Here is a 13,532-nt window from a genome sequence, read left to right on the forward strand (position 1 = left end):
GCAGGGCTGCGCCACGGGTTCAGCCCAGGGCCGGCTCCGCCGCGACGGCCGGCTGCATCGCCGGGGCTTCGCGGGGCAGCTGGATGGTGAAGCGGGTCCCCTGCCCCGGCCAGGACTGGACGGACACGCTGCCGCCCAGCGGGCCGGTGACGGTGTTGAAGACGATGTGCAGCCCCAGGCCGGATCCGCCCTGCCCGCGCTTGGTGGTGAAGAAAGGGTCGAAGACCTTCGACAGATGCTCCGGCGCGATGCCCGCGCCGTCATCGATGAAGTCGATCCGCACCCGCTCGCCCCCATCCGCCTGCGCGGTGATCCTGATCGTACCGACCGGCGTCCCGGCCAGGCGATCGCCATCCCGATCAATGCCCCGATCCCCACCCCGATCCCCATCGCCATAGGCATGTACGACGGCGTTGATGACCAGATTGGTCAGCACCTGCCCCAGCGCGCCGGGAAAGCTGTCCATCGTCAACTCGTCGTCGCACTCCACCGCCACCCGCAGATTGGTGCGTTTCAGCCGCGGACGCAGCGAGAACAGCAGCTCCTGGATATAGCCGCCCAGTTCGAACACCCGCCGGTCGCCGGAGGACTGGTCGACCGCCACCTGCTTGAAGCTCTGCACCAGCGACGCGGCGCGGTCGATGTTGGCCATCAGCAGGCGGCTGCTCTCGCTCAGCCCATCCAGGAACTCCAGGAACTCCGACCGGCGCAGCGCGTTGCCGGTGAACCGGTCGCGCAGGACCTGCGCCTGTTCGCCGATGTGGCTGGCGGCGGTCAGGCCGATGCCGATGGGCGTGTTGATCTCGTGCGCCACCCCCGCCACCAGCTGGCCGAGCGAGGCCATGGTCTCGGCCTGGATCAGGCTCTCCTGCGCCTCCCGCAGGTCGGCCAGCGCCTGTTCGGCCTCCTCCCTGGCCTGGATCATCGCCGACTCGGCCGCCTTGCGGTCGGTGATGTCGTAGAGCCAGGTCAGCAGGGCCGCCTCACCGTCCAGTTCGATGCTGTTCCACGAGGACAGGACCCAGACAACGCTGCCGTCCGGCCGGCGGAACCGGATCTCGGCATTGCGGAAGGCGCCCTCCCGGTCGAACCGGGCGATCAGCGCATCGCGGTCGGCAGGGTCGGCATAGAGATCGGCCACCGGGGTGCGCATCAGTTCCGAACGGTCGCGGCCCATCAGCCGCACGGACTGGGCATTGCAGAACAGCCAGCGGCCGTCGCGCGTGGTGACGTTCACCGCGATGGGGGCCGCCTCCATGATCTTCAGCAGCCGTTCCTCGCTGGCGCGTAGCCGCTCCTCCTGCCGGCGGGCCTCGGTGATGTCGGTCATGATGCCGGCATAGCGCACCGCCCGCCCGGTCTCGTCGCGGAAGGCGCGGCCCTTGGCGGCGATCCACACCCAGCCGCCCGCCTCGTGCCTCAGGCGGTAGCTGTAGGCGTAGGCCGAGGTCTCGCCGGCCAGATGCGAGGCGATGTGGGCCAGAACCCGTTCGCGGTCTTCCGGATGCAGTCGCCGCTCCCAGAAATCGGGCGGCATCGCCGGGCGCGTGCGAAAGCCCAGCATGCGCGGAAAGGTGTCCGACCACCAGCAGGTGCCGGCCATCAGATCGGCATCCCAGACCGCGGCCCCGGTGGCCTCCAGCGCCATCTCCAGCCGCTCGCCGACATCCGGCTCGTGGAAGCCATGCCCCGGCCGGGCGCCGGCAGGAGTGGCGGGGTGCGGCGACGATGGATGGCGCGCCGCCCGGCGACCGGTATACCGGCCCAGCAACACCCCGAGCAGACCGCCGACAGCACCAGCCGCCAGCGCCACCATCACCGGCTCCGCCGCCATGGTTCCTCCACCGTTTCCAAGCACTGTGACGGCGGAAACCGGGAAAATTCAACTGCGGCTTTACCGTAACGGCGGGTGGCACCCAAGAAAAAAGCCCCTCCGCCGAACGGAGAGGCTTTCTTTCGTGCAAGACGGCGATTTCCGTCCGCCGACAGGGACAGGCAGATTAGCCTTTCAGTTTCTTCATCAGGATTTCGTTGACCATGGCCGGGTTGGCTTTGCCCTGGGTCGCCTTCATCACCTGACCGACGAAAAAGCCGAACAGCTTGTCCTTGCCGCTGCGGAACTCCGCCACCTTGTCGGGGTTGGCGGCCAGCACGGCATCGATGGAGCCTTCGATGGCGCTGGTGTCGGTGACCTGGCGCAGCCCCTTCTTCTCGACGATGTCGGCGGCCTTCTCGCCGGTTTCGAACATCGTCTCGAACACTTCCTTGGCGATGCGGCCGGAAATGGTGTTGTCGGCGATCAGGTCGATCAGGCCGCCGAGATTTTCGGCGGACACCGGGCTTTCCTCGATCTCCTTGCCGGCCTTGTTCAGATAGCCGAACAGCTCGCCGGTGACCCAGTTGGAGGCCAGCTTCGGATCGCGGCCCTTGGCGACCGCCTCGAAATAATCGGCCTTCGACTTCTCGGAAACCAGCACGCCGGCGTCATAGACCGACAGCTTGTAGTCCTCGATGAAGCGGGTCTTCTTGTCGTCAGGCAGTTCGGGCAGGGTCTTCTTGATGTCCTCCACCCACGCCGCATCGAGTTCGAGCGGCAGCAGATCGGGATCGGGGAAATAGCGGTAGTCGTGCGCCTCTTCCTTCGACCGCATGGAGCGGGTCACGAACTTGGTCGTGTCCCACAGCCGGGTCTCCTGGTCGATCTTGCCGCCTTCCTCGATGATCTCGATCTGGCGGCGCGCCTCATACTCGATGGCCTGCATGACGAAGCGGATCGAGTTGACGTTCTTGATCTCGCAGCGGGTGCCGAAGGCGTCGCCCGGCTTGCGCACCGACACGTTGACGTCGCAGCGCATGGAGCCTTCCTCCATGTTGCCGTCGCAGGTGCCGAGATAGCGCAGGATGGAGCGCAGCTTGCGCACATAGGCGCCCGCCTCCTCCGAGGAGCGCATGTCGGGTTCCGACACGATCTCCATCAGCGCCACGCCCGACCGGTTCAGGTCGATGTAGGTCTTTGACGGGTGCTGGTCGTGCAAGGACTTGCCGGCGTCCTGTTCCAGATGCAGGCGCGTGACGCCGACGGTGCGGCTGGTGCCGTCCGGCAGGTCGAGCACGATCTCGCCCTTGCCGACGATGGGCTGCAGGAACTGGCTGATCTGATAGCCCTGCGGCAGGTCGGCGTAGAAGTAGTTCTTGCGGTCGAAGACCGAGTGCAGGTTGATCTCGGCCTTCAGGCCCAGACCGGTGCGCACTGCCTGTTCGACGGCATATTCGTTGATGACGGGCAGCATGCCGGGGAACGCGGCGTCGACGAAGCTGACCTGGCTGTTCGGCGCGGACCCGAATTCGGTGGCGGAGCCGGAAAACAGCTTCGCGTTCGAAATCACCTGGGCATGGACCTCAAGCCCGATCACGACTTCCCAATCGCCCGTTTCACCCTGGATGTACGACATCGTTCCGCTCTTCGACGTTCACGGCACGGGATGGGACGGGCATCGCCCCGTTGAGGACGCCCCGGCCATACCCTTGGAATCCTGTCTCTTCTAACGCCCTTTGCGCCCGCGCGCACGCTTTATCGCGCCGCAGCCTTCCTACCCTCGCCACTACCCACATTGTGTGGCCCGCCACAGACATGCCGTTAACACTCGGGCAAGCTTTGACCGCCACGCTGGGTGGGTCGAGTGCTGGAGGGTATTATGTCGGTGCGGAAGCTGCTGCGGAGGGTCGGGTTCGGTGCCGGTCTGGGCGCCCTGCTGATCGCGGGTGCCGCAGTCGGCCATGCCGCAACCCAGCCGAACGGACTGTCGCTCAACCCGGCCGGCTCCGCCCCGGCCGCCATCGGCCCCGTCACCGTCAATCCGGTGCCCGCAGCACCCTCCTCCGAATTTCCCGATGCGGCGATGTCCCGCAACGACCAGGGCGACGTCACCGTCCTGCGGCTGGACGGCATCATCACGCCGGGAGCGGAACGCAGCTTCCTCGACGCCCTGCACGCCCTGCCGGCCCGCCGCCCGCTGGTGATCGAGCTGTCCAGCCCCGGCGGCTTCACCGCCGCGGGCTACCGGATGATCGACGCCGTCCTGGCCGAACGCAAGGGCGGGCGGCCGGTTGCCACGCGGGTGCGCGACGGCGAGTCCTGCGAAAGCATGTGCGTCGGCCTCTATCTGGCCGGCTATCCGCGCTACGCCGCCCCGCGGGCGGAATTCATGGTGCATGCCCCGCGCATGGCGGAGAATGGGCGGATGACCCTGCGCTCCACCCAGATGATGGTCGAGCGGCTGGTGTCGCTCGGCGCCTCGCAGAGCTGGATCGAGCGGGTGAAGGCCGAGGGCGGCTTCTCCGGCGCGCGCGACCATCGCGAAACCGCCGACCGGCTGGCCGCCGACGGCGCCAACATCGTCACCGACCTGCTGCGCTGAGCAGCCCGTCGGCGACCGCCTCCGGCGAGCGGCCGACGATCCGCTCATAGACCTCCGGATCGGTCGCCCCTTCGGTCCCGAACACCAGCACCCGCGCGTCGGGCACGAGGCCCAGCGCTAGCCTCACCTCCTCGTGGGCGGCGGCGCAGAGCAGTCCGGCCAGCCCGGCGACACCCGATTCACCGCCCACCAACGGACGGCCGCCCTGCCCGCCGTCCGCAAGCTTGCGCATGGCGATGACCGCCCCCTCGTCGGGGATGGTCAGGAAATCGTCGGCGCCGCGCTCCAGGATTGCCCAGGCCAGCAGCGAGACCTCGCCGCAGGCAAGCCCGGCCATCACCGTGTCGAGGTCGCCCTGCGCCCGTGTCGGCCGGCCGGCGACGGCACTCTGGTACAGGCAGTCGGCGCTGTGCGGCTCCACCACCACGAAGCGCGGGCGCTGACGTCCCCAGCTTTCCCACAGATGGCCGCAGACCGCGGCGGGCAGCGCACCGACGCCGCCCTGCACGAAGACGTGGGTCGGCCGTTCGCTGGCGGGAAGCTGCGAGATCGCCTCCTCCACCATCACGGTGTAGCCCTGCATCACGTCGCGAGGCACGTCCATATAGCCGGTGTAGGAGGTGTCGGAGACGACGAACCAGCCCTGCGCCGCCGCATCGGCGGCGGCACGGCGCACCGCATCGTCGTACGGCCCGTCCACCACCACCACCCTCGCCCCGTACGCCTCGATGGCGGCGCGACGGCCGGGCGTACAGGCGGCGGGCACATACACCACGCAATTGCAGCCGAACACCTGCGCGCCCCAGGCGACCGACCGGCCATGGTTGCCGTCGGTGGCGGTGGTGACGGTCAGCGTCCGCGTCACCTTGGCATAGCGGCCGACGACGAGATCCAGTGCCGTCACCGGCACGCCGGGCACCCGCGCCGTCACCTCCCGCGCCAGCAGCCGCAGCACGGCGTACGCCCCGCCCAGCGCCTTGAAGCTGCCGAGCGCGAAGCGGGCGCTCTCGTCCTTGTACCAGAGGCGGTCGATCCCGGCCTCCCGAGCCAGCCCCGGCAGGGAGCGCAGCGGGGTGGGCGTGTAGCCGGGCCAGGCGCCGATCTCCGCCATCGCCTCCTCGAAGGCGGCACGGCTGAGGATGGCGCGTTCCGACGGGCCATAGACCCGTTCATGGTCGGCATGGGGATTGGAAAAATGGCGCGGCAGGCAGGGGGAGACAGCGGTGTGGGACATGGCTTCGCTCTCCGGGCCGGCGACGCCGTCGGCGACGGCAGTTTCCACGACCGGACACAACGACACCAGAAGCCATCGCCCGCCGTCAAGACGCCAGCGCAAGCGGGGCTGCTACCGAATGAAGCATCGATAAAGGGAAAGCGCTGCAACGGAAAAGGGTGCGGTCAGCGCTTCCATTCGCGGCTGGACTTGATGAAGTCGGTCAGGGTGACGCCGATCTTGTCGTCGATGATCGCAACCTCGCCGCGGGCGACCAGCACGCCCTCGACATAGACGTCGGTCGGGTCCTTCAGATGGCGATCAAGTTCCACGACGGCGCCGCGGCCCAGCTTCAGGAGGTCGCGGACGCGGAGCATGGCGGTGCCGATGACGACCTTGATCTCCACCGGCGCATCGCCGATGGCGAAGGACGAGGCGTCGCCGTCGTTGGGATCGGGCGCGCCGAGCAGGTCGTCGATGTTGGCCATGGCTGTCCAAGCTCCCGCGCCGGAAAGGGGCGCCTTCCTATACGAACGGAACATCCTACACCCCGGACGGGCTAGCCGGCAACGCCACCGACCGACTTGGATTGCGACAAGATTGGGCTTTTCCCGCACCGCCGCTTCGCCCACACTGTCGGCCTGCCCGCCTCGGCGGGTGTCCGCCGGCCCGCCGGGCGACCCGTTGCGACCGAGCAACGATCACGGTAGGGCAAGGCCGCCGACCAACCGGAACCGGGTTTACCCTGATGACCGACAGCAGCATTTCCCCGCTTGTGGACGCTTCCTGGCTGAAAAGCCGGCTCGACAGCCCTGGCATCACCGTCCTCGACGTACGAACCCCGCCCGCCGGCGGCTTCGTTCCGGGAGCGGTTCATTCCGACTACGCAACGGCCGGCTGGCGGACTGTGGTCGGTGGCGGGGCCGGAATGCTGCCGGAACCCGGGGTTCTGGCGGGGCTGATCGGCGGCCTGGGCATCGGCAACGGCGACCATGTGGTGCTGCTCGCGGCCGGCGCCAACGCGTCCGACATGGGCAACGCCACCCGTGTCTATTGGACCTTCAAGATGCTGGGCCACGATGCGGTGTCGGTGCTGGACGGCGGTTTCGCCGCCTGGGTCGCCGCCGGCGGTCCGGTGACGCCCGAGCCGGCGGTGCGCAAGCCGACCAGCTTCGCCACCCATCCGCGCGCCGGCCTGCGCGCCACCGTGGAGGATGTCGAAGCCGCCGTGAAGGCCGGGGCCGTGCCGCTGCACGATGCGCGGTCGGCAGAACAGTTCGCCGGCAAGGCCAAGAGCCCGCAGGCCCGCGCCCCCGGTACCATCCCGGGTGCCGTCAACCTGGACATCGCCCCGCTCTTCTCCGCCGCCGAGCACCGTTTCGCCACGCCAGACGCGGTGAAGGCGATGGCCGACCAGGCCGGCCTGCCCTTGCGCGACCAGCCCATCACCTTCTGCAACACCGGCCACCTCGCCTCGGTGTCCTGGTTCGCGCTCAGCGAGATCGCCGGCGTGCCGGGCGTGCGGCTGTATGACGGCTCGATGTCGGAATGGAGCGCCGATCCGGAGCGGCCTTTGCAGACCGAGGGATGATCAGGCTTTCGCCCGGCGACGGCGCAGACGGCTGAGGTCGCTGCGCCGCACCAGCCCGAGCAGCACCGCAGCGACGGCATAGACCGCCAGTCCGATCACGGCGAGCACCAGCAAGCTGCCCAGCCGCTCCACCATGCTGGCGGCACCCAGCCAGGGGGCAAGCCGCTCGGTCGCCAGCCACAGGGCGCCGGCCATGGCGACGGCGGCGATGGCCATCCGCGGCAGGTTGCGGGTCAGCCGCGCATCCGCCCGGAACAGGCCGCGGCGGTGCAGCAGCAGCGCCAGCAGCCCGGCATTCACCCAGGCACCGACGGAGGTGGCGACCGCAAGCCCAACCTGGGCCAGCGGCCCCATCAGCGCCAGCTTCAGCGCCACATTGATGCCGACCGCCGCCAGCGCCACCCGCACCGGCGTTGCCGTGTCATGGCGGGCATAGAAGCCGTTGACGAGGCTGCGGATGACCACGAAGGCCGGCAGGCCCAGCGCATAGGCTTGCAGGGTAAGCGCCGAAGCCGCGGCATCCGACGGGCCGAAGGCGCCGCGCTGGAACAGCACCGACAGGATCGGCGTGCCCGCCACCAGGAAGGCGATGGCGGCCGGCAGGGTCAGAACCAGCGACAGCTCGATGGCGCGGTTCTGGCTGTCGACCGCGCCGGCCTCGTCGCCGCTCTTGATCCGCTTGGACATTTCCGGAAGCAGAACGGTCCCGACGGCGATGCCGATCACGCCCAGCGGCAGCTGGTTCAGCCGGTCGGCATAATAAAGGTAGGACACCGCCCCGGTCGGCAAGGCGGACGCGATCAGCGTGTCGGCGAACAGGCTGATCTGCGTCAGGCCGGACCCCAGCGCCGCCGGCCCCAGAACCTTCAGGAAGCGTTTCACGTCGGGCGACAGGCGCGGCATCACCGGCCGCAGAGTCATGTCGGCCCGCCTTGCGTCCCAGGCCAGATAGAGAAACTGCGCGACACCCGACGCCAGCACGCCCCAGGACAGCGCATGTCCGGCCGTCGGCATCAGCGGCGTGCCGATCACCAGCGCCGCGATCAGGCACAGATTCATCAGGATGGGGGCGGCGGCGGCGGAACCGAAGCGGCTCATGCTGTTCAGCACGCCGCCATAGAGCGACACCAGCGAGATCAGCAGCAGGTAGGGAAAGGTGATGCTGGTGAACAGAACGGCCAGCCGGAACTTCTCCGGCTCGTCGGCGAATCCGGGGGCGAAGACCGTCATGAATTGCGGCATGAAGGCCAGCACCGCCAGCAGCAGCACCAATTGCACGATGACCAGCAGGGTCATCACCTCGTCGGCGAAGCGGCGGGCGGATGCTGCCCCGTCCTGCACCAGCTTGCCCGAGAACAGCGGCACGAAGGCGGAGTTGAAGGCCCCCTCGGCGAACAGGGCGCGGAAATGGTTCGGCAGCCGGAAGGCGACGAAGAAGGCGTCGGCGACCGGCCCGGCGCCGAGCAGCGCCGCGGTCAGCACGTCGCGCAGGAAACCGAGCACCCGGCTGGCAAGGGTCAGGCCGCCGACGGACAGGATATGACGGAACACGATGGCAGGGTCGCTTCTGTGATGCGGATGATGCCCGGCGGCATCCTAGCGGTGCAGCCGCGTTCGTCATAGGATCGCGACCCGCATTCGTCCAGAACGCATCTTCCGACATCACAGGCCGAAAGCACCGACATGCCGCAGCAGCAAGCCCTCCCCCTGACCTATCTGGAAGCCGGCGAAGCCAATGGCGGAACGCCGATGCTGGTCCTGCACGGCCTGTTCGGCTCGGCCCGCAACTGGCAGACTCTCGCCCGCCGCTTCGGCGAATCCCGCCGGGTCTATGCGCTGGACCTGCGCAACCATGGCGGCGCGCCCTGGGCCGACGGCATGAGCTATCCGGAGATGGCGGCCGACGTGCTGCGCTTCCTCGACGACCGCGGCTTTGCCCGCGCCACCATAGTCGGCCATTCGATGGGCGGCAAGACCGCCATGGCGCTGGCGCTGGCCCATCCGGAGCGGGTGGAAAAGCTGGTGGTCGCCGACATCGCCCCGGTCGCCTACACCCACACCCACGCCCCCTTCGTCGCCGCGATGAAGGCCGCCAAGCTGGAAGGCGTCACCCGCCGGCCAGAGGTGGAGGCGCAGCTGGCCGACGCCGTGCCGGAGGCGCCGCTGCGCTCCTTCCTCATGCAGAACCTGGTGCTGGAGAACGGCGCCTTCTCCTGGCGGATCAACCTCGACTCCATCGGCGCGAACATGGGCAAGCTGATCGGCTTCCCCGATTTCGGCGCTGCCCGCTATGACGGTCCGGCACTGTTCATCGGCGGCGGCGCGTCGGACTACATCCGGCCGGAGCATCACGACGCCATCCGCCGCCACTTCCCCAAGGCGGAAATCCGCATGATCGACGGCGTCGGACACTGGCTGCATGCCGAACGTCCGGCCGAATTCGCCGCGATGGTGGAGGGATTTCTCTGATTTCCGGCTCGAATCCGCGCATCCGCGCGGGGTTGTAAGCCGAAGCAGATATTGCATCGCCCGGACGTCGGGGCTATCAAGCCTGCGCGCCTTAAAACGCGGCCTGCGAGACAACGCGGCTGCCATTCCTCGAAGGATCGACCGATCATGAGCGTCATCACCGAGATTCACGCCCGCGAAATCCTGGACAGCCGCGGCAACCCGACCGTGGAAGTCGACGTTGCGCTGGACAGCGGCGCCTTCGGCCGCGCCGCGGTGCCGTCGGGCGCCTCCACCGGCGCCCACGAGGCGGTCGAGCTGCGCGACGGCGACAAGTCCCGCTTCGGCGGCAAGGGCGTACTGAAGGCGGTCGAATCCGTCAACGGTGAGATCTATGACGCGCTCGCCGGCCTGGACGCCGACGACCAGCGCGGCATCGACCTTGCGATGATCGACCTGGACGGCACCGAGAACAAGGGCCGCCTCGGCGCCAACGCCATCCTGGGCGTGTCGCTGGCGGTCGCCCGCGCCGCCGCCGAGGATGCCGGCCTGCCGCTCTACCGCTATGTCGGCGGCGCCTTCGCCTCGCTGCTGCCGGTGCCGATGATGAACATCATCAACGGCGGCGCCCATGCCGACAACCCCATCGACATCCAGGAATTCATGATCATGCCGGTGGGCGCCGAGACCGGCGCCGACGCCATCCGCATGGGCTCCGAGATCTTCCAGTCGCTGAAGAAGAAGCTGAAGGACGCCGGCCACAACACCAATGTCGGCGACGAGGGCGGCTTCGCCCCCAACATCGGCTCGACCGACGAGGCGCTCGGCTTCGTCATGAAGGCCATCGAGGCCGCCGGCTACAAGCCGGGCGACGACGTCATGCTGGCGCTCGACGCCGCCTCGACCGAGTTCTTCAAGAATGGCAAGTACGAGCTGGCCGGCGAAGGCAAGTCGCTGTCGCCGGAACAGATGGTCGCCTACTGGGCCGATCTGGCCGGCCGCTACCCGATCATCTCGATCGAGGACGGCATGGCGGAAGACGATTGGGAAGGCTGGAAGGCGCTGACCGACGCTATCGGCAGCAAGGTGCAGCTGGTCGGCGACGACCTGTTCGTCACCAACCCCAAGCGTCTGGCCCAGGGCATCAAACAGGGTGTCGCCAACTCGATCCTGGTGAAGGTGAACCAGATCGGCACGCTGTCGGAGACGCTGGAAGCGGTCGATATGGCGCACAAGGCCGGCTACACCGCCGTCCTGTCGCACCGTTCGGGCGAGACCGAGGACAGCACCATCGCCGATCTGGCGGTCGCCACCAACTGCGGGCAGATCAAGACCGGCTCGCTCAGCCGTTCGGACCGTCTGGCCAAGTACAACCAGCTGATCCGCATCGAGGAGCAGCTTGGCGTCGCCGCCCGCTTCGCCGGCCGCGGCATCCTCAAGGCCTGATCGCCCCAAGGTCAGAAAAAGCCCCTCTCCGGTCCGCCGGAGAGGGGCTTTTTTATATTGAGCGGACGGTCACTCTCCCGCGAGCGCGCCGATCATCTTGCGCACCGCGGTCATCTGGAAGCCGCTCTTGCGGGCGAAATCGTAGCCGGTGTAGCCGAACCAGTCCCAACAGGCCTTCGGGTTGGAGGTCGGCTTGGCGCCGCCGTCGATCTGCGGATACAGCACGACGATGTTGTTGACGTCGGCCCAGCGGTTGTAGCCGGCATTGACGGCGAAATGGTCGCCGATCAGGTTCGATGCCATCTGGCAGCCGTGGAAGGCGACATGGATGCGGCAGGTCTGCGTGCCACCCTCGCAGGCCTCCGGAACATAGATGTAGCCGGTCTTGGCCATGCCGCTGCGGCTGGGGTCTCCGACGAAGGGCGCCTGGTCGAACAGCTGCGGCTGGCGGGCCGCGGCGGGGGCGTTCGGGATCCTGGCGTCGGCATAGAAGAAGCGGACGATGGCGCCCGCCTGATCGTACTGGCAGTTGTTGATGTATTCGCTCTTCTCACCCTCCTTCGGGATGAAGTCGCAGGCCGCACCATAGCCGTCGGTGATGTAGGCATGGGCCGCCTTCGGCAGCTTCACATAGGACAGGTTGGCCTCCGCCACCCCCAGCGCCTTGTAGAAGCGGTCGGTGGCATCGGCGACCGGCCGCTTGACCGTCACGTCGCCGTCGCCGTTGAACAGGTAGATCTTCGACTGCGCCATATTGGACAGCGGGTCGATCTCCTTCGCCTTCTCGCGCGCCTTGGCGTTGGCGACCAGGGCATCGACATCGGGCGCACCCATCGCCACGTCCATGCAGCGCTTCAGCGCCACGATTGCCGTGGCGACGCCGCCCGTCGACACCTCGGCGCAGTCGTAGGGACCGCCGGCGACGAGCCCGGCCGCCTTGACCAGCCCCGAATAGGCGACCTGGAACTGCCCGGCCATGTAGGCGCCCGACGAAATGCCCGAAACCGTGGTCTGGGCCGGGTCGATCTTCAGTTTCAGGTCAGACAGCCTGATCTGGGCGACGCTTTGGGCTGCCACGGGAAGCGGCGCCAGGACGAGGAGCGCCGCAAAAGCGGTCTTGAGAATCGCTTTGTTTGAAATGGTCATGAAAAGGGTCACCTTTGCCCTGAAAGGGTTGTCAACATTGCGTGGACAGCGGCGATCTGCGCCCCGCCCTTCGTCGCGTATTCCGTCCCGGTCCTGCCGACCCAGTCCCAGCAGGCAATCGGGTCCGCGGAATTGCGCGGCGACAGCTGCGGGTAGAGTACGATCAGATTGTTGTTGGCCGCCCAGCGGTTGAAGCCGGCGCCGGTGGTCACGGCATCGCCGACCTCGGCCGCGGACTGGCGGCATCCGTGAAAGACGATGTGCACGGCACAGGCCGCTCCGCGCCCGCAGGCGGGCGGCACATAGACATAGCCGGCAGGGGCCAGCCCCGTGCGGTCCGGATCGCCGAACGGCGTCTGGTCGAAGGGAATGGCCGCCGGCATGTCGGGAGCCGGCGGGTTCAACCCGCCATAGATGTGCGACAGGATCCGGCCGGCCTGGTCATAGTCGCCGCAGGCATTGACATAAGGGCTGCGGTTGGCGTTGCAGTCGTTGACCCCACCCTGCGCAATGAAGCCGTTGCCGGCATCCAGCCCGGTTTCCATCCGGATCTGGTTCGCCGGCACATGGGCGGCCCGATAGAAGGCCTCCGCCTCCTCCACCGCCTTGCGGTTCACCACCATGTCGGCGCGGCCGCTGAACAGGTAGACCTGCGCCTGCGCCAGCCGGTCGAGCGGGTCGATGGCCCCGGCCGCCGCCAGCGGCTGGGCCGCCTCGTACAGCGGCTGGCCACGCGGCCAGAGCGGATTGCCCTGCATGCAGGCCGCCGCCAGAAGCGGATTCTCGGCAGCGCAGAGATAGGGACCGCCGGCCACCAGACCGACGCCGGCCATCTCGCCCGAATGGGCGACGTGGAACTGGAGCGCCATGAAGGCGCCGGCAGCCAGCCCCGATGCCGAACTCTTGGCAAGCACCACATTGTGCGGAGCGAGCGGCGGTGCGGTGGCATCGGCGCTGGCCGGAGCGGTGCCGATGGGAGACAGCAGCGCCGACGCCGCCATGAAACATGCAACCAGAAAACACCGGAGCGGCCGATTTTCTGCCACCTGCTGCACCCCATCCGCCAAAACCTCTGCGGAAGGTAGCAAGAGAACAGGGAATGTCTAACAAAAAGCCTTAAGAGATTTCTGATGCACGCACATGCAGGACCATGCGCAACCCAACCCCGGCGGCAGGCGGCGGTGGCAGGAGGCGGCGGCACTTCGGGCAGCCATGGAAAAGGCCGGCGGAGCCCTCGCCCCGCCGGCCTTGTACCGTCATTCCGAAATCA

At 68.0% G+C, this 13,532-nt stretch carries 11 protein-coding genes; 4 read left to right on the forward strand and 7 right to left on the reverse strand.

The window, feature by feature from the left end:
* Positions 1–19: 19 nt before the first annotated feature.
* Entirely contained in the window at positions 20–1,834 is a 1,815-nt protein-coding gene (locus ACWPN3_RS03920; protein ID WP_109447585.1) for a PAS domain-containing sensor histidine kinase, read from the reverse strand.
* 166 nt (positions 1,835–2,000) lie between these two features.
* Positions 2,001–3,452, reverse strand: coding sequence for an Asp-tRNA(Asn)/Glu-tRNA(Gln) amidotransferase subunit GatB (gene gatB / locus ACWPN3_RS03925; protein WP_109447583.1), 1,452 nt, complete (start codon positions 3,450–3,452; stop codon positions 2,001–2,003).
* A 243-nt stretch (positions 3,453–3,695) separates the two neighbouring features.
* On the opposite strand from gatB, the gene ACWPN3_RS03930 reads away from it, so the two are divergent.
* Positions 3,696–4,418, forward strand: coding sequence for a Clp protease/crotonase-like domain-containing protein (locus ACWPN3_RS03930; protein WP_109447582.1), 723 nt, complete (start codon positions 3,696–3,698; stop codon positions 4,416–4,418).
* Here ACWPN3_RS03930 and ACWPN3_RS03935 read toward each other — a convergent pair.
* On the reverse strand, positions 4,399–5,652 hold the full coding sequence (locus tag ACWPN3_RS03935; protein ID WP_492242475.1) for a diaminopropionate ammonia-lyase: 1,254 nt from the start codon (positions 5,650–5,652) through the stop codon (positions 4,399–4,401). The two genes, ACWPN3_RS03930 and ACWPN3_RS03935, sit on opposite strands and share 20 nt — an antisense overlap.
* Positions 5,653–5,816: 164 nt before the next feature.
* Positions 5,817–6,119, reverse strand: coding sequence for a flagellar motor switch protein FliN (fliN, locus tag ACWPN3_RS03940; protein WP_014188019.1), 303 nt, complete (start codon positions 6,117–6,119; stop codon positions 5,817–5,819).
* A gap of 260 nt (positions 6,120–6,379) precedes the next feature.
* On the opposite strand from fliN, the gene ACWPN3_RS03945 reads away from it, so the two are divergent.
* Positions 6,380–7,222: a sulfurtransferase gene (locus ACWPN3_RS03945; RefSeq protein WP_492242474.1), complete on the forward strand. Its 843-nt coding sequence runs from the start codon at positions 6,380–6,382 to the stop codon at positions 7,220–7,222.
* Here ACWPN3_RS03945 and murJ read toward each other — a convergent pair whose 3' ends face one another.
* Entirely contained in the window at positions 7,223–8,773 is a 1,551-nt protein-coding gene (gene murJ / locus ACWPN3_RS03950) for a murein biosynthesis integral membrane protein MurJ (RefSeq protein ID WP_492242473.1), read from the reverse strand.
* A gap of 132 nt (positions 8,774–8,905) precedes the next feature.
* On the opposite strand from murJ, the gene ACWPN3_RS03955 reads away from it, so the two are divergent.
* Complete coding sequence (locus ACWPN3_RS03955; RefSeq protein ID WP_492242472.1) at positions 8,906–9,691, forward strand: alpha/beta fold hydrolase; 786 nt, start codon at positions 8,906–8,908, stop codon at positions 9,689–9,691.
* A 147-nt stretch (positions 9,692–9,838) separates the two neighbouring features.
* On the forward strand, positions 9,839–11,116 hold the full coding sequence (gene eno / locus ACWPN3_RS03960) for a phosphopyruvate hydratase (RefSeq protein ID WP_492242471.1): 1,278 nt from the start codon (positions 9,839–9,841) through the stop codon (positions 11,114–11,116).
* Between the two features lie 69 nt (positions 11,117–11,185).
* On the opposite strand, the gene ACWPN3_RS03965 is transcribed toward eno, so the two are convergent.
* Together ACWPN3_RS03965 and ACWPN3_RS03970 are read right to left on the reverse strand one after the other, a co-directional pair.
* Positions 11,186–12,262 (reverse strand): extracellular catalytic domain type 2 short-chain-length polyhydroxyalkanoate depolymerase, encoded by a 1,077-nt coding sequence (locus tag ACWPN3_RS03965; RefSeq protein WP_492242470.1) that lies wholly within the window; start codon positions 12,260–12,262, stop codon positions 11,186–11,188.
* Between the two features lie 8 nt (positions 12,263–12,270).
* Positions 12,271–13,263 (reverse strand): extracellular catalytic domain type 2 short-chain-length polyhydroxyalkanoate depolymerase, encoded by a 993-nt coding sequence (locus ACWPN3_RS03970; protein ID WP_109447575.1) that lies wholly within the window; start codon positions 13,261–13,263, stop codon positions 12,271–12,273.
* Positions 13,264–13,532: the final 269 nt, after the last annotated feature.

Source organism: Azospirillum sp. UENF 111221 (assembly GCF_058780625.1).

Bases quoted from the DNA above. Each gene is read 5' to 3' on its own strand.
- ACWPN3_RS03970 (WP_109447575.1), bottom strand. From the start codon at position 13,263: ATGGCGGCGTCGGCGCTGCTGTCTCCCATCGGCACCGCTCCGGCCAGC.
- ACWPN3_RS03955 (WP_492242472.1), top strand. From the start codon at position 8,906: ATGCCGCAGCAGCAAGCCCTCCCCCTGACCTATCTGGAAGCCGGCGAA.
- eno (WP_492242471.1), top strand. From the start codon at position 9,839: ATGAGCGTCATCACCGAGATTCACGCCCGCGAAATCCTGGACAGCCGC.
- ACWPN3_RS03930 (WP_109447582.1), top strand. From the start codon at position 3,696: ATGTCGGTGCGGAAGCTGCTGCGGAGGGTCGGGTTCGGTGCCGGTCTG.
- ACWPN3_RS03945 (WP_492242474.1), top strand. From the start codon at position 6,380: ATGACCGACAGCAGCATTTCCCCGCTTGTGGACGCTTCCTGGCTGAAA.
- ACWPN3_RS03935 (WP_492242475.1), bottom strand. From the start codon at position 5,652: ATGTCCCACACCGCTGTCTCCCCCTGCCTGCCGCGCCATTTTTCCAAT.
- ACWPN3_RS03920 (WP_109447585.1), bottom strand. From the start codon at position 1,834: ATGGCGGCGGAGCCGGTGATGGTGGCGCTGGCGGCTGGTGCTGTCGGC.
- ACWPN3_RS03965 (WP_492242470.1), bottom strand. From the start codon at position 12,262: ATGACCATTTCAAACAAAGCGATTCTCAAGACCGCTTTTGCGGCGCTC.
- fliN (WP_014188019.1), bottom strand. From the start codon at position 6,119: ATGGCCAACATCGACGACCTGCTCGGCGCGCCCGATCCCAACGACGGC.
- gatB (WP_109447583.1), bottom strand. From the start codon at position 3,452: ATGTCGTACATCCAGGGTGAAACGGGCGATTGGGAAGTCGTGATCGGG.